Source organism: Myceligenerans cantabricum (genome assembly GCF_054777735.1).
The window spans coordinates 20,463-36,425 of sequence record NZ_BAAHAJ010000010.1; the positions used below are offsets into that span (position 1 = coordinate 20,463).

General features: G+C 73.9%; 12 protein-coding genes. 6 read left to right on the forward strand and 6 right to left on the reverse strand.

Annotation, left to right across the window (positions count from 1 at the left end; genetic code table 11):
- Nucleotides 1-43: 43 nt before the first annotated feature.
- From ACYU96_RS14350 to ACYU96_RS14375, 6 genes are all read left to right on the forward strand, one after another.
- Nucleotides 44-1,033: a copper transporter gene (locus ACYU96_RS14350; RefSeq protein WP_460754737.1), complete on the forward strand. Its 990-nt coding sequence runs from the start codon at nt 44-46 to the stop codon at nt 1,031-1,033.
- Nucleotides 1,034-1,048: 15 nt separating this feature from the next.
- Nucleotides 1,049-1,936, forward strand: a complete 888-nt coding sequence (locus tag ACYU96_RS14355; RefSeq protein WP_460754739.1) for a hypothetical protein — start codon at nt 1,049-1,051, stop codon at nt 1,934-1,936.
- Nucleotides 1,933-3,636 (forward strand): murein biosynthesis integral membrane protein MurJ, encoded by a 1,704-nt coding sequence (gene murJ, locus ACYU96_RS14360; protein ID WP_460754742.1) that lies wholly within the window; start codon nt 1,933-1,935, stop codon nt 3,634-3,636. The genes ACYU96_RS14355 and murJ overlap by 4 nt, the downstream gene beginning before the upstream one ends.
- A gap of 88 nt (nt 3,637-3,724) precedes the next feature.
- Nucleotides 3,725-5,401 carry a CTP synthase gene (locus ACYU96_RS14365; protein WP_460754744.1) on the forward strand — a complete coding sequence of 559 codons (1,677 nt, stop codon included), beginning with the start codon at nt 3,725-3,727 and terminating at the stop codon, nt 5,399-5,401.
- Nucleotides 5,402-5,609: 208 nt separating this feature from the next.
- The gene (locus ACYU96_RS14370) at nt 5,610-6,239 is read left to right on the forward strand and encodes an NUDIX domain-containing protein (protein ID WP_460754857.1); all 630 of its coding nucleotides are present in this window, start codon (nt 5,610-5,612) and stop codon (nt 6,237-6,239) included.
- A 79-nt stretch (nt 6,240-6,318) separates the two neighbouring features.
- Nucleotides 6,319-7,305, forward strand: a complete 987-nt coding sequence (locus ACYU96_RS14375) for a hypothetical protein (RefSeq protein ID WP_460754748.1) — start codon at nt 6,319-6,321, stop codon at nt 7,303-7,305.
- Nucleotides 7,306-7,386: 81 nt separating this feature from the next.
- Here ACYU96_RS14375 and ACYU96_RS14380 read toward each other — a convergent pair whose 3' ends face one another.
- From ACYU96_RS14380 to ACYU96_RS14405, 6 genes are all read right to left on the reverse strand, one after another.
- Nucleotides 7,387-9,774, reverse strand: a complete 2,388-nt coding sequence (locus ACYU96_RS14380; protein ID WP_460754750.1) for a glycoside hydrolase family 48 protein — start codon at nt 9,772-9,774, stop codon at nt 7,387-7,389.
- 275 nt (nt 9,775-10,049) lie between these two features.
- Nucleotides 10,050-11,012 carry a hypothetical protein gene (locus ACYU96_RS14385; RefSeq protein WP_460754753.1) on the reverse strand — a complete coding sequence of 321 codons (963 nt, stop codon included), beginning with the start codon at nt 11,010-11,012 and terminating at the stop codon, nt 10,050-10,052.
- A gap of 132 nt (nt 11,013-11,144) precedes the next feature.
- Nucleotides 11,145-12,110, reverse strand: a complete 966-nt coding sequence (locus ACYU96_RS14390; protein ID WP_460754755.1) for a COX15/CtaA family protein — start codon at nt 12,108-12,110, stop codon at nt 11,145-11,147.
- 138 nt (nt 12,111-12,248) lie between these two features.
- Entirely contained in the window at nt 12,249-13,883 is a 1,635-nt protein-coding gene (locus ACYU96_RS14395; RefSeq protein WP_460754758.1) for a S8 family peptidase, read from the reverse strand.
- A gap of 226 nt (nt 13,884-14,109) precedes the next feature.
- A complete protein-coding gene (locus tag ACYU96_RS14400; RefSeq protein WP_460754760.1) occupies nt 14,110-14,910 on the reverse strand; it encodes an ABC transporter permease in 801 nt (266 codons plus the stop codon).
- The gene (locus tag ACYU96_RS14405; RefSeq protein ID WP_460754763.1) at nt 14,907-15,956 is read right to left on the reverse strand and encodes an ABC transporter ATP-binding protein; all 1,050 of its coding nucleotides are present in this window, start codon (nt 15,954-15,956) and stop codon (nt 14,907-14,909) included. The genes ACYU96_RS14400 and ACYU96_RS14405 overlap by 4 nt, the downstream gene beginning before the upstream one ends.
- Nucleotides 15,957-15,963: the final 7 nt, after the last annotated feature.

Consider the following 15,963-nt stretch of genomic DNA (forward strand, 5'->3'; position numbering starts at 1 on the left):
CCTACCTGCCGCCCGCGCACAGACAGAAGGACCCTCGCCCCTCGTGATCGACTTCCGCTACCACCTCGTCTCGCTCATCTCGGTGTTCCTCGCCCTCGCGGTCGGGATCATCCTCGGGGCGGGGCCGCTCCAGGGGGCGCTCGGCGAGACCCTCACCCGGCAGGTCGACACCCTGCGCGAGGAACGCAACGAGCTGCGCGCCGAGCTTGACGACACGACCGCCAGCCTGGGTGCCGACGAGGGGCTCCTGACCGCCGCCGCACCCCGCCTCCTGGACGGGGCCCTCACCGGCCGCCGGGTCGCCGTGGTCAGCCTGGGCGACGTGTCCTCCGGGGTGCGCTCCGGCGTCGTCGACCAGCTCGGCACCGCCGGGGCCGAGGTCGTCGTCCAGGCGAAGCTGCCCCTCGAGTGGACCCTCCCGGAGGAGGAGTCCACCCAGACCACCGTCGCGGAAGGGCTGCGCGGGACCCTCGCCGACGCGGGCGTCGAGACCGACGAGGACGACCCCGTGGCCACGCTCGCCGCCGCCGTCACGCTGTCCTTCACCGGCGTGGACTCCACGGGCGCCCGCAGCGACACCGCGCTCGACCTGCAACAGCAGCTGGCCACCTTCGGCCTGCTGCGGACCGCGGACGAGCAGAGCGGGCCCGCGACCGACGTCGTCCTCCTGGCCGAGACGCCCATGACCGACGAGGAGCTCGCCGACCAGGAGGCCGCCGGCGAGGAGACCGCCAGCGCCGAGCCCGCGAGCCCACGCCACGTGGGCGACGTGTGGACGTCGGTCGCGGGGAGCGTCAGCCAGGTCGCCGGAGCGGTGGTGCTCGCCGGTCCCGCGACCGACGGCGACGAGCCGGTCAGCCGCGTCCGGGCCGACGACGACCTCGCGGGCGAGCTGACCACCGTCAGCGACGTGGCGTCGCTGCCCGGCAAGATCACCGTGCCCCTGGCGCTCGCGGCGGACGCGCGCGGGGACGTGGACCACTACGGGCCGGAGTCGGACACCTCGGTGATCCCGCCGGTCCCCGACGAGTAGGCAGAAGGACGGGTCATGGGAGCATTTCGGTTCGCCGTCGCGGCACTGGCGGCGGGAGCGACGACGGCGTGGGCGCGCGGACGGCTGGACACCGCGGTGCGCACGGGCGAGCTGAAGCGGGTGCACGAGAAGGTCGCCACGCCCGAGGCGTGGACCCGGACGAACCACCGCGGCGAACCCCTCAGCCTGCTGGAGGGCCCGGCCGTCGCGGCCGGCCTCGTGGCCGGCGTGGTCGCCGCGGGCGGTCCCGCTGCCGGCCCGACGGCGTTCGCCACCGCCGCGGCGGCCGCGTTCGGCGTGATCGACGACGTCGCCGAGGAGCCCGAGCACGCCACCAAGGGACTGCGCGGCCACCTCGGCGCGCTCTCGCGCGGACAGGTCACCACCGGAGGTCTCAAGATCCTGGGGATCAGCACGGCCGGGCTGGTGGCCGCCGCGGCCGGGACCCCGCGCCGGGGCGGTGCGCTCGGCCGGACCGTCGACGTCGGCATCAACGGCGCGCTCATCGCCGGCACCGCGAACCTCCTGAACCTGTTCGACCTGCGTCCCGGGCGCGCGCTCAAGGCCGGGGCCGCCGCGAGCCTCGCCGCCGGGGCCGTCACGCGCGGCGTGCCCGGCACGGGCGCCATGACCGGCGCGCTGCTCGGCGCCGGGGCCGTGGCCGCCCCCGCCGACCTCGGCGAGCAGGACATGCTCGGCGACGGCGGCGCGAACGCGCTCGGCGCGCTCGTCGGCTCGCAGGTCGCGTTCGGTGCGCCCCGCGCGGTGCGGCTCGCCGCACTGGCGGGCGTCGTCGGCCTGACCCTCGCGTCCGAGAAGGTGAGCTTCTCGCAGGTGATCCGCACCACGCCGTGGCTGGACCGCATCGACATGCTGGGACGCCGGCCGGCCGACCCTTCATGAGGTCAGGCCTCGCGCGGGCAGCCCTGCTCGTCACGCTGGTCACCCTCGCGAGCCGCATCGTCGGGTTCGGCCGCTGGCTGGCCCAGGGGGCCGCCGTCGGCAACGGGTCCCTCACCGACGCCTTCAACGCCGCGAACCTGCTGCCCAACGTCCTGTTCGAGGTGGCGGCCGGCGGGGCCCTCGCGGGCGCCGTCGTCCCGCTCGTGTCCGGGCCGCTCAGCCGCGGCGCGGACACGGCCGAGGGGACCGCCGCGAACCGCGAGCAGGCGTCCCGCTCCGCGTCCGCGCTGCTCGGCTGGACGCTCGTCGTCCTCGTCCCGGCCGGGGCGCTGATGGCGCTCCTCGCCCGGCCCGTCGCCGCCTGGCTGCTCGACGACCCCGCGCTGACCGACGTCGTCGCCGCCTTCCTGCGCGTGTTCGCCGTCCAGGTGCCCCTGTACGGCATCGCCGTCGTGCTCGGCGGCATCCTGCAGGCGCACAAGCGATTCTTCTGGCCCGCGTTCTCCCCGCTGGTCTCCAGCCTCGTCGTCATCGGCGTCTACTGGGGCTACGGCGCCCAGCTCGGCCGGCCCGGAGAGCAGGACCTCGCCGAGATCTCCGCCCGCGCGCTCGACTGGCTCGCCTGGGGGATCACCGCGGGTGTCGTCGCCCTCGCCCTGCCGCTCGTCGTCCCCGTGCTGCGTACCGGGCTCCGGCTCCGCCCCACGCTGCGCTTCCCCGCCGGCGAGGGCCGCCGCGCCGCGCACCTCGCCTTCGCCGGCCTCGGTGCGCTCGTCGCCCAGCAGGTCGCGCTGCTCGTCGTCATGAAGGTCGCCACCGACCTCGGCGGGTACACCACCTGGCTGTACGCGTACAACGTGTACCTGCTGCCGTACGCCGTCCTCGCGTACCCCATCGCGACCAGCGCCTTCCCGCACTTCACCGAGCACGTCGCCGCCGGACGCCGCGACGAGCTGCGCGACCTCGTCGCCGGCACCACCCGCACCCTCCTGATCGTCACCGCGGCCGGCGTCGCCGCGCTCGTCGCGGCGGCGCCCGCCGTCGAGCGCGTCTTCGACCTCATCGTCACCGGCGACGCCCCCGGCATGGCCTCGGCGCTCGCCTGGATGGCGCCCGGGCTGGTCGGCCACGCGCTCGTCCTGCACCTGTCCCGCGCGCTCTACGCCGTCGACCGCGGACGCGCCGCCGTCGCCACCACCGCCACCGGCTGGGGCGTCATGGCGCTCGGGCTGCTCGCCGCGTGGGCCTGGCTCGGCTCCCCAGCCGCCCCCGGCGGGCCGGCAGGACCCGGACCGGCCCTCGTGCTCGGCTCCCTCGGCGCCGCCGGGACCCTCGGCATGACCGTCGCCGGGGCCGGGCTGCTGGCCGCCGTGCGCCGGCACCTCGGGCCCACGGCGCTCGCGGGTACGGGCCGGACGGGGGCGGCGCTCGTGGCGGGGACCGCGTTCGGCGCCTTCGCCGGGCACATCGCCGCCTACCTGCTGCGGCCTCGCGCCTGGAAGGTCGACCCGACCTACGGCGTGAACGCCGACGGGGAGCGGGAGTTCGTCCTGCCCGACTTCTTTCTCGCGCTCGGTTCCGGCCTGGTCGCCGGGCTGGTGGCGGCCGTTCTCGTGCTTGCCGTCGCGGCGCTGGCCGACGCCGGCCTGCGCGCGCGGCTCCGCGGGCTGCTGCCCGGCCGGGGAGCAGCCCGCGACTGACGCGGGGCACCGGTGTGACATGAACTACCCGAGTTCTTCCCAGGTTTTCCCCGGGCAGACCGGCAGATGACGGGTAGGCTGGAGTTCCGTGGTCGATCCCCTGAACAGACAGCCCCTGAACCGCCTCGGCTCCCGCTCCGCGACGACGAAGCACATCTTCGTCACCGGTGGTGTCGCATCCTCGCTCGGCAAGGGGCTCACGGCCTCCTCGCTCGGGCGGCTCCTCCGCTCCCGGGGCCTGCGGGTCACGATGCAGAAGCTCGATCCGTACCTCAACGTCGACCCGGGGACGATGAACCCGTTCCAGCACGGCGAGGTGTTCGTCACCGAGGACGGCGCGGAGACCGACCTCGACATCGGGCACTACGAGCGGTTCCTCGACGTGGAGCTGCCGGCGTCCTCGAACGTCACCACCGGCCAGGTGTACTCCCACGTGATCGCGACGGAGCGGCGCGGCGACTACCTCGGCGACACCGTGCAGGTCATCCCGCACATCACCGACGAGATCAAGCGCCGCATGCGCGAGCAGGCGTCCGAGGACGTGGACGTCATCATCACCGAGGTCGGCGGCACCGTGGGCGACATCGAGTCGCAGCCGTTCCTCGAGTCGGCGCGCCAGGTGCGCCACGAGCTGGGCCGCGACAACGTGTTCTTCCTGCACGTCTCGCTCGTGCCGTACATCGGGCCGTCCGGCGAGCTGAAGACGAAGCCCACCCAGCACTCCGTGGTCGCGCTGCGCAGCATCGGGATCCAGCCGGACGCGATCGTGCTGCGCGCCGACCGGGTCGTGCCGGAGCCGGTCAAGAACAAGATCGCGCTCATGTGCGACGTCGAGAACGAGGCCGTGGTCAACGCCGTCGACGCGCCGAGCATCTACGACATCCCCCGCGTGCTGCACGCGGAAGGGCTCGACGCGTACGTGGTGCGCCGCCTCGACCTGCCGTTCCACGACGTCGACTGGGACGGCTGGGCGCAGCTCCTGGACCGCGTGCACAGCCCCGGGCACACGGTGGAGGTGGCGCTCGTGGGCAAGTACATCGACCTGCCGGACGCCTACCTGTCGGTGACCGAGGCGTTGCGCGCCGGTGGCTTCGCCAACGACGCCAAGGTCACCGTCCGCTGGGTCGCCGCGGACGAGTGCAGCACGCCGGCGGGCGCCGAGTCGTCCCTCGAGGGGGTCGACGCCGTGCTGGTGCCGGGCGGCTTCGGCGTGCGCGGCATCGACGGCAAGGTCGGGGCGCTGCGCTGGGCGCGCGAGAACCTCGTGCCCACCCTCGGCATCTGCCTGGGCCTGCAGTCGATGGTCATCGAGTACGGCCGCAACGTGCTCGGGCTCGACGACGCGTCCTCGACCGAGTTCACGCCGGACTCGTCCCATCCCGTGATCGCGACCATGACCGAGCAGAAGGCCATCGTGGAGGGCGCGGGGGACCTGGGCGGCACCATGCGTCTCGGTTCCTACGACGCACACCTCGTGCCGGGGTCGGTGACCGCCAAGGCGTACGGCACCGAGCGGGTCGCCGAGCGGCACCGCCACCGGTACGAGGTGAACAACGCGTACCGCGGCCGGCTCGAGGAGGCGGGCCTGCTGATCTCGGGGACCAGCCCGGACGGTACACTAGTGGAGTTCGTCGAGCTTCCGGCCGAGGTCCACCCCTACTACGTGGCCACCCAGGCGCACCCGGAGTTCAAGTCCCGCCCCACACGCTCGCACCCGTTGTTCGCGGGACTCGTCGCGGCTGCGCTCGAGCGTCAGGGCGCCTGAGTTGGTGGAGCTGTTGGGAACTGAGTACACGGAACGGCTCGACCCGGTCGAGCGCTTCCCGCACACGGAGCCGATCCGTCTGCCGGACCGCGAGTCGTACGCGGGCCCGGGGGAGTACGGTGGCGCGTCGTCGTACGCCCCCGGGCCGTCCCCGGTCCCGGCGTCGTCCCCGGTCCCGGACCGGCCGGACGACGCGGCGGGCGGTGCGCTGACCGGCGGGCTCGTCGTCGACGTGGTGGCACCGCGTCCGGCGCGCCGCCTCGACCTGCCGTTCCAGGGGCGCATCGTCGACCTCGCCGTCGACGAGGTGGACCTCGGGGCGGCCGGCATCGTGCGGCGGGAGTACACGAACCATCCGGGGTCGGTGGTCGTCGTGGCGCTGGACGACGACGACCACGTCCTCCTGCTGCGCCAGTACCGGCACCCCGTGGGAGCGTTCCTCTGGGAGCTGCCGGCGGGCCTGCTGGACATCGACGGCGAGGACCCGCACGTCGCCGCCGCGCGCGAGCTCGCCGAGGAGGCGGACGTGCGCGCGGACCGCTGGGACGTGCTGCTGGACCTGCTGCCCACACCGGGCGGCAGCAACGAGGCGGTGCGCGTCTACCTGGCACGCGGGCTGACGTCGGTGCCCGAGTCCGAGCGGCACGTGCGGGAGGCGGAGGAGGCCGACATGGTCGCGATGCCCGTCCCGCTGGAGGAGGCCGCGGCGCTCGCCCTGGCGGGCCGCCTGCACAACGGCCCGACCGTGTCGGGCATCCTGGCCGCGGCGATCGGCCGGGCGAGCTCCTGGAAGACCTTGCGCCCCGTGACGTCCCCGTGGGAGTACCGCCGCAACTGACCCTCGGTCGGCGGCGGAGGGCGGCGGCGGAGCGCGGGACGGGTTTAACCGGAGCCCGGGCCTGCGCTACCCTTCCGCGGTGACCAGCGAACCGGACATGCTTCCCCCTGTTTCGTCGTTGCCCGCGTGGCTCGTACCCTCCGTGTACCTGAACTGGTCGGAGGACTGGCTGCGCGAGGCCGTGGCCGTCGCCACCGGTGGCAACGAGCACCTGCTGCCGCGCGGGGCCGACGGCCCGCAGCGCGGTGACGTGGTGGTGACGGTCGTGGGCTCCGACCCGGGCATCGTCGCGTCGGTGGAGCTGATGGGCACCACGCAGGGCGAGGACTGGATCGCCGACGAGCTGTTCGGGCCGGACAAGCCCGTGCTCTGGGACGACCTGTTCAACGGTGCCTCGGCGTACGCGCGCTCGTCCGGCTGGCTGCCGCAGGAGCACGCGCGGCTGGTGCTGGACGGCATCGCGGGCCAGTTCCGCAACGGCGCCTCCGGCACGCTCGAGGCGGGCGACTGCGAGACCGGCCGCCTCTCGCCGAACCTGCACGTGCTGCGCCTGCTCGGGCACCGCGTGATCACCGGCGCCGACCTGCGGCACGAGGAGCGCTGCTACTCGTGCGAGCAGTTCGTCGACGTCATGGAGCTGCGCCCGCACGACGACGGCGCCCGCGCGGCCAGCAAGGAGAGCGCGGCCCCGCGTGACCTGGGTCGGCTCATCACCGACACGTTCCTGGTCTGCGACCCGTGCCACGAGCTGCTGCACCCGCACGCCATCGGTGCCCAGCGGGCCCGGATGCGGCCGTCCTGCCCGTCCTGCCACGCGCGCGGTACCGCGAAGCGGATCGTGTGGAACGAGGCGATCCACGACGAGATGCACCTGCAGCACGACGTCGTGTACGGCGGCTTCGACGTGCCGGTCCCGACGCCCGAGTGGTACTGCCCGCAGTGCCACGCGAACTTCGCCACGGGCGTGGTCGGCACCCGCGCGCTGGGTGGCGCGTCCGTCGTCCCGCCCCCGCCGGTGGACCTCGACGTGGCCCCGCCGGTCGAGTCGGCGATGCCGGAGATCTGATCGCACGGGTGGGCGGCGCCCGTGTCAGGCGTCGCCCACCCGCGCTGTGCCCGGACCGCTTGCCGGTCCGGTGCGCCGTTCCTAGTCCGCGGTGCAGGAGGCCGCGGTCGACGACGGCGGGGAGCCGCTGCCGATGAGGCCGAACTCCGTGGATCCGCCCTCGGAGAACGTCCCGTTCCAGCCGATGTCGGACGCCGTCACCTGCGACCCTGACGTGCTGAACTCGGCGTTCCAACCCTGTGTGAACGTCGCCGGGCTGAGGTCGAACGACGTCGACCAGCCGGAGATCGCCTCGTTCGCCGTGACCCGGACCGTGGCCTGGAAGCCGCCGTTCCAGGAGTTCGTCACCGTGAGCGTGGCCTCGCAGGCGTCCGTCGGGTCACCGGTGGGGTCGTCCGTCGGCTCGTCCGTGGGGTCATCGGTCGGGTCGGGGTCCGGGCCCGGGTCCCGCGGGTCCGCGATCAGACGGTCGTACTCCGCGAAGGCGGTCGCCACCGCGGTCTGGGCCCAGAAGCGGTGGTACGTGAACTCCGGCGCCGGGCCGCCGTCCAGATGCTCCTGGACCTCCGCGAACATGGGGTCGTCCTCGTAGAACGACCGGATGTCCAGGAACGAGACGCCCGGAGAGACCTCGTCGCCGTTCGGGTACGTGCCGCTCCAGTCGGCCGGCACGTAGATGCCGTCGCCGCTGCCGCCCTCGTAGACGTCGTCGAACCGGCTGTAGTCGTTGCGTGTCTCCACGGTGCCCACGCCCAGGTCGTCGGTGTTCTGCTCGTAGATCGCGTCGAGCAGCGCCGCTGCCGTGTCGGCAGCCTCCTGGTCGCCCGAGGCGGCCGCGTAGTAGGTCAGCGTCTTGGCGATCGCGCCGGCCACGCCGACGTCCTGCCCGTGGCCCGTGACCTCGACGTGCAGGCCGGAGTTGTCGCCCGGGTCCGCCGGGTCCCAGGTGTCCGGCTGGCCGCTCCAGCTGAGCTCCGACGGCACCTCCCACGAGTCCTCCGTGACCGTGATCTCGGAGATGGCCCACGGCACCCACCTGGACAGGATGTCCTCGGCCCGCTCGTCGCCGGTCTCGTGGTAGATCTGCGCGATCCGCTCGACGCCCCAGCCCTGCATGCCGAACCACTGGTTCGACGGCGGGTCGTGGTACACCGGCTTCTCGTCGTAGGCCATGCCGTAGAACGTGGACGCGCCGGACGGGTGCGCGGAGTAGTCCCCGCCCACCGAGTTCGTCGCGCCGCCCGCGATGCCGCCCTCGGACGACTGCAGCCACTGGAAGAACTCGATCTGCCGGTCGTAGCTCTCGGCCCAGTCCTGCTGCGCCGTCGCCGAGCCCGGGATCAGGTCCTCGTCGTTCGACAGCGCGTACGCCGCCATCGGGTTCTGGTAGCCGAAGTGCGCGTGGCTCGACCCGATGCGCCAGGCCCACGGGCCCGACGTGTCTAGGGCGCCGCCCCACGCGTAGTACCAGGACAGCAGGTAGTGCGCGGAGTCCTTGCCGTTCCCCGCCGCGCACGACGGCGACTCGCAGCCGGGCTGCTTGAAGTACTTGTCGAACAGCGAGTACCGCAGGTAGTCACCCATCTTCGACGCGTTGTCCACGGTGCCGGAGATCTGCCCCTCGGCGCCCTGGGCCTCCGCGAACTGCTTGGCGAAGTACACGGCCTCCACGGCGCGCGCGTCGGCGTCCGGGGCGTTCGTGTACTTCCACTGCTGGGCGTACTGCTCGTCGTCCGTGAACAGGTCGAGGTAGCCGTTCGGCCCGCCGTAGGAGAAGTCGTCGATCGACGGCTGCGGGATCGTCTCCCACACCGACTCCTGCGACCCGCGCTGGAAGGTGTTGATGTAGCTCGTGCCCTCGTAGTCCGGGCCGAGCAGCTCCGAGGAGCCCGGCGCCGCACCGAAGCCGTACACGTTGTCGACGTCGGCGAGCCAGTGCATGCCGTAGATCTCGTCGGTGCCGTACGTGCTGCTCAGCTCGCTCGCGATCGGGTCGGAACCCACCGGCACACCGCTGTCGAGCTGCGACGGGTACTCGCTGGGGTGCCCGTGCTCCGGCGCGTAGGTCGCCGGCGACCCGGCGTCGTAGGCGCCGTTGGTCGGCTGGTTCTCCGTGGTGGGGATCATGTACGCCTCGAGCGTGTCCCACGCCTCGTTGAACGGCGCCCAGTCACCCGTGAGCTCCCCGTACGACGCCTCCAGCCACAGCCAGAACGAGTACGCCTCGCTGGTGGTCTCGTGCCCGTAGTCGGGCGCCTCGACCATGACCGTCTCGACCGCGTGGTACGGGATGCCTTGCGGCGAGAAGTAGCCGTTGGCGGGATCGTGGATCTTGTCGTACATCTCGAGGAAGCGGTCGCCGTACGGCCCGGCGAGCGCGCCGGCCTCCTCGGTCGTGGAAGCCTGTCCGACGTCGGCCGCCGGGCCGGTGCTCGTCGCGGCCGTCGCGCCGGCGGTGGCGAACGCCACTGCCGCGAGTGTGCCGACGGCCACGGCGGAACGCCGCCATCGCCTCCGGTTCGATTCTCGGGTCATTGCACGCCCTCCTGGGTCGTTGCGCCGTCGGCGCAGCGCCCGCGACGGTGCGGGCGCAGGGACGACGGTCCGCGCTGCGGCACCGCAGCGGCAACGGGCCTAAGCGTTTCGCGCGCCGGACGGCATGCCGTCCGCGACCGGAGGGGAGCGCCGAGAGACGCGCGCACCGGAGCGGCGCGCGCGGGGCCCCGGCGGCGTGCGGGGACCCGTCAGCGCGCCGGGGCCGTGCGTCCCGTCGCGCGTGCCGCGAGCAGCGCGGCCACCGCACCCGTCGCGTACAGCACGTACTGCGCGGTCTCGACCACGCGGTGCGACACCGGCAGGTCGGCCAGGGCGAACACGTTGACCAGCGAACCGAGCGACAGCACGGCCAGCAGGCACAGGGTCCCGGCACCCGCCCAGGCGGCCCCGCGGGCCGGACGGCACACGAGCCACAGCCCGGTCAGCGAGGCCAGCGACGTGAAGGTGCTGATCAGGAGCGTGGCGACGTAGAAGCCGGTCTCGTCGGGGAACCGGGCCGTGGTCGCGACGGCGAGCACCACCTGGCCCACGAGCACGCAGGCCAGCCCCACCGTCGGGGCCCGGCTCGGGGCGGAGCCGCCGCCGGCCGCGTCCGTACGGCGGGCCGACCGTGCGCTCCCCACCGCGAGGACGACGGCGACGCCCGCCAGCACGACCGCGACGATCGTGACGACGGTCTCGGTCATCACCGAGGCGCGGGCGTCCTTGACGATCTGGATGACCGCGATGACGGCGAGCACGACGAGCTGTGCGCCGACCACCACGGTCGCGGCGACCCGGAGCGCCGTCGCGCCACCGGCTCGTGCGGGCAGGCCCGCCGCGGCGACGGCGAGCGTCAGCGTCGCGCCCGAGCCGACCGTGGTGAGCACCCAGAACACGTTGTTCGTGTGGAAGGCGAACGGGTCCGGGTCGATCCCGGTCCGCAGCAGCGTCAGCAGGACGGGAGTCCATGCCGCCGCGAAGAGGAGCACGACCGTGACCACCGGCCAGTAGCTGCTGCGGGGGCCGGGGCTGCCGCCCGCGCCGGAGTCCTGCGGCGTCGGCCCGGCGTCCTGGCCGAGCTGCGTGAGCTCCTCGGCACGGGCCAGGCGCTCGTCGCCACGCCCCCCACCGGGTGTCTCGGGGGTGGTGGGACCGGCCGTGTCCGTCATCGTGCTCCGCGCATGTGGTTCTGTCTCCCGCAAGGTCCTTCCCACCCTACAGCGGACCCGGACATCCCGGACGGAAAACCGGGCGGCGCGCGCCCCGGGACCGCATCCGGCCCCCGCCCCGGCACGGAGGCGTCAGCGGACCCGCGTCGTGAGCACGACCCGCGCCGCCCCCGCGACGAGCAGGCCCGCGCCCAGCATGTGCAGACCGACCAGCAGGATGGGCAGGCCCGAGGCGTACTGCACGTAACCGACCGCGCCCTGCGCCAGCGTGATGCCGACCAGCAGCCAGGCCCCCCGGCGCGCCGCACCGACCGTCCCGTCGGCGCTCGCGGGGGTGCGGTGCAGCACCACCAGGTACCCGGCCAGCACCAGCAGGAACGCCCACACGGCGGCCGCGTGCCACTGCGACATCACGGCGGGGTCGAGCGCCAGCCGGTACCCGACCTCGGCGTCCCCGGAGTGCGGCCCGGCCCCCGTGGTCAGCACGCCCAGCACGACGACGACGGCCGTCAGCACGCCCAGCACCCCGGCCAGGGCGCGCGCGGCGGGCGGGACGACGACGCGTGGCGTGCCGTCTCCCTCGCCGCTGCGGTGCAGCAGGTACAGCGAGAGGGCCACCAGCACGGCGGACACCCCGAAGTGCAGGGACACCCAGCCGGGGTGCAGGTCCAGCAGCACGACCACGCCGCCGATGACGGCCTGCGCGATGACGCCGAGCCCGGGGACCAGCCCGAGCAGCCGGTAGCCCCGCGTCCGGGAGGTGTCGGAGATCATGACCAGGAACACGGCCAGCGCGATGATCCCGAGCACCCCGGTCAGGGTGCGGTTCCCGAACTCGATGTACGGGTGCAGGGTGGTGGCCTCGTGGAACGCCGGGGTGAACTGCCCCGGCTCGCACTCGGGCCAGGTGGAGCACCCCAGGCCCGACTCGGTGAGGCGGACCGCGCCGCCGGTGACGATGATGCCGATCTGGCCGACGACGTTCGCGACCAGGATCGCGGGGGTCCAGCGGCGCAGGCGGGCCAGGAGGCCCGCGCCTCGCGCGGCGGGGCCGTCCGGCGTCTCGGCGGGGGTGTCCAGCGTGTCGGGCGCGTTCACGCCACCACGGTAGTGCCCGACGGCGGCCGCCCGGGTTGCGGACGACCGCCGTCGTACGTGGTGCTGGTCACGCCGGGTGGGGGCGCGGGACGTCACCGGCGCGCGGCGCGTCCTGGTGCGCCACCCGGCGCCGCGACGTCAGAGCGCGAGGCTCCAGGCGTCGATGTAGCCGGTGTCCAGCGACGCCGAGTCCTGCACGCGCAGCGCCCAGGTGCCGTCCGGCGCCTCGCCGCTCACGTCGGCCGTGTAGGTCTCGTCGATGTCGTTCGCGCTGCCGCCGGACCGCTCTCGCAGGGTGTAGACGGTGCCGTCGGGGGAGACGAGCGAGACCGTGAGGTCACCGACCCAGGTGTGGACGATGTCGACGTCGACCGTGGCCGTGCCGCTCGGGGCCGTGCAGTCCGCGATGGCGATCGACGACTCGGAGGTGGAGTTGTCGTTGATGGCGACGTCGTCGGCGTTGCTCCCGGAGCAGCCGGGCTCCGGCTCGGGGTCCGGGTCGGGCGGCGTGTTGGGGTCGTCGCCGACGTAGAGCAGGGCGTCGGGCGACCCGGAGCCCGGGTTCGAGACGGCGCCGGTGGTGGCGTCCGCGACGAGCTGGTCGCGGACCTGCTGGGGCGTGTACCCCGGGTTGGCCGCCGCGACGAGGGCCGCCGCGCCGGCGACGTGCGGCGTCGCCATCGAGGTGCCGGAGATCGTGTTCGTCGCGGAGGACGACGTGTACCAGGCCGACGTGATGTTCGTGCCCGGCGCGAAGAGGTCCAGGCAGGTCCCGATGTTCGAGTACGACGCGCGGGCGTCGTTGTTCTGGGTGGCGCCGACGGTGATCGCCTCCGGTGTCGAGGCGGGGGAGGTGTTGCACGCGTTGGCCCCGTAGTCGTTGCCCGCGGCCAGCGCGTAGGTGACGCCGTCCGCGATGGAGGTGGCCACGGCATCGTTCACGGCCTGGGAGAAGCCGCCGCCCAGCGACATGTTCGCCACCGCGGGCTCGCCCGCCCCGTGGTCGGAGGTGACCCAGTCGATGCCGGCGATGACGCCGTCGTAGGTGCCGGAGCCGGAGCAGTTGAGCACCCGGACCGCGACGAGGTCGACGTCCTTGGCCACGCCGTAGGAGGACCCGCCGACGGTGCCCGCCACGTGGGTGCCGTGCCCGGCGCAGTCGGTGGCGTCGCCGTCGCCGTCCACCGTGTCGGTGCCGTGCGTCGCGCGGCCGCCGAAGTCCTGGTGGGTGGTGAGGATGCCGGTGTCGATGATGTACGCCGTGACGCCCGAGCCGGTGTTCGGGTAGGTGTACGAGTCGTCCAGCGGGAGGTCGCGCTGGTCGACGCGGTCCAGGCCCCAGGACGGGGTCGGCGCCTGCGTGCCGGTGGCGTGCACCTCCTGGTTCTGCTCGACGTACGCGACGGCCGGGTCCTGGCTCAGCTTGTTCGCCTGGCCGGGCGACAGCTTCGCGCTGAACCCGCGGACCGCGGTCTTGTACGAGTTCTTGACCTCGCCGCCGTACTTCTTGACCAGGCCGTGGGCCTTGCCGGTGACCTGCTGGGTCCCGACCTCGGACTCGTCGAGCACCACGATGTACTCGCCGTCGATCGCGTCGGGGGAGTCGGCCGCGATGATCTGCGACTTGTCGTTCACGGGCGCTGCCGCACTCGCGATGCTGGGTGCGGCCAGCGCCGGTGCGGCGACGACGGCGAGCCCGGCCGCGGTGGCGGCCCATCGTCTCGCGCGGGCGGTGCGGTGCGAGCTGACGTCGTGTGGGGTGACGCGCTTCATGGTATGCCTCCCGGTGTCCGGGTTCTCCGGAATCGGTATGCGGTGCCGTGAGGTCCCGCATCGGTCAAAAGAAGCATAGGTTTACATCAAGGGAAATCGTAGGGCTATGGCGGGATTGCCCGTTTACAAATAGGTCATAACGGCCGCGTATGGGATGAAAAAAGATCTGTCCGTCGGCTCGGTGGAACCGGCCCTGTGCGGTCGTCGCCGACGGCGTGCCGTGCGGTCAGTTCCAGCGGAACCAGCGCGCCGTGGCGAGCGAGGCCGCCACGGTCCAGCCGGCCAGCACGAGCAGCGGGCCACCCGGCAGGCCGCCGTCGAGCAGCGCACCACGCACCGCCTCGCCCAGCGCGCCGGACGGCAGCACCGCGGCGAGCGGGCCGAGCGGCCCGAGCCGGTCCGGCGGGACGACGAGCCCGCCGCCCACCACGAGCAGGATCCACACGAGGTTGGCCACCGCCAGCACGCCCTCGGCGCGCACGGTCCCGGCCAGCAGCATCGCCAGCGCCGTGAAGCACGCGCACCCGAGCAGCAGGGCGAGCCCCGCCGGGACGATCCCCGCGGGGTGGGGCGACCAGCCGAGCATGACCGCCACCACGCTCAGCACCACCACCTGCACGCCGAGCACCGCGAGCACGGCCAGCGCCTTGCCCGCGAGCAGCCCGCCCCGCCCGAGCGGCGTGGTGGCCAGCAGGCGCAGCACGCCGTTGCGCCGGTCGAAGGCCGTGGCGATGGCCTGCGACGTGAACGCGCTCGACACGACGGCGAGCGCCAGCACCCCCGGGGTGGCGAAGTCGATGCGGGTCACGTCGGCGGTGGCGATGCCGATGAACGGCGCCGTGGCCATCCCGACGAGGACGAGCACCGGCAGGATCAGCGACACGAGCAGCTGCTCGCCGTTGCGCAGCAGCGTCCGGGCCTCGAACGCGGCCTGCGCCAGCACGCGTCGTGCCTGCGGCGCGGCAGCGGGTCGGGTGGTGGCGGTCGAGGTCCGTGCGGTTCCGGCCGGGCGGGGGGTGTCGTTCACCGCAGGTGCCTTCCGGTCAGGTCGAGGAACACGTCCTCCAGGGTGCGCCCGCCGGTCGTGACGGACCGGGCGAGCGCGCCGGCGTCGGCCAGCCAGGCGGTGACGGCGGCGAGCGCGGCAGGGTCCACGGGCCCGTCCGCCACGTAGACGCCGGGCTCGCTCTCGGCGACGCGCCAGCGGGCCCCGGCCGGTCCGGCCGCCGGGGCGGCGGCCGGGCTCGCGGGGCCCGCGGTCTCGCCCACCGGTCGGCCGGAGGACTCGCTCACCATGTCGAGCGTCTTGGCCAGCCCGTCCGCGTCGAGCCCTGGCCGGGCCTCGACGCGCACCCGGGCGGCCGTCGTCGGACCGTGCGGGTCGTCGTGCGCGAGGAGCTCCGGGACGGTCCCGGCGGCGATGACGCGGCCGTGGTCGACGACGTGGACCTGGTCGGCGAGGTCGGCCGCCTCGTCCATGAGGTGGGTGGTCAGGACGACGGCGACGCCGTCCGCGCGCAGCTCCCGGACCAGGTCCCACACGGCGCGGCGGGACTGCGGGTCCATGCCCGCGCTGGGCTCGTCGAGGAACACCACCTGGCCGCGCCCGACCACGGCGCACGCCAGCGCGAGCCGCTGCCGCTGGCCGCCGGACAGCCGCCGCACCCCGGTGCGGGCGAAGCTGCCGATGCCGAGGCGCGCGGACAGCTCGCCGATGTCGCGCGGGGCGGCGTACATCGCGGCGACGTGCCGCAGCACCTCGCCGGCGCGCGCCCCGGAGGGCAGCCCGCCGTCCTGCAGCATGACGCCCACCCGGGGCCGCAGGGCGGTGGCGTCGGCGGTCGGGTCGAGGCCGAGGACGCGCACCGTGCCGCCGTCGGGCGCGCGCAGCCCCTCGCAGCACTCGACGGTGGTGGTCTTGCCGGCCCCGTTGGGGCCGAGCACGGCGGTGACGGCGCCGGCGTGCGCCGTCAGGTCGAGGTGCTCGACCACGGCCCGCCCTGCGTACCGTTTGACGAGGCCACGGACCTCGACGGCGGCGTGGCCACCGGGCGCGGGCGGGGAGACGGTCACCGGGCCA

Coding starts and splice junctions, on each gene's coding strand:
- ACYU96_RS14385 (WP_460754753.1), bottom strand. CDS start 11,012: ATGACGGACACGGCCGGTCCCACCACCCCCGAGACACCCGGTGGGGGG.
- murJ (WP_460754742.1), top strand. CDS start 1,933: ATGAGGTCAGGCCTCGCGCGGGCAGCCCTGCTCGTCACGCTGGTCACC.
- ACYU96_RS14395 (WP_460754758.1), bottom strand. CDS start 13,883: ATGAAGCGCGTCACCCCACACGACGTCAGCTCGCACCGCACCGCCCGC.
- ACYU96_RS14355 (WP_460754739.1), top strand. CDS start 1,049: ATGGGAGCATTTCGGTTCGCCGTCGCGGCACTGGCGGCGGGAGCGACG.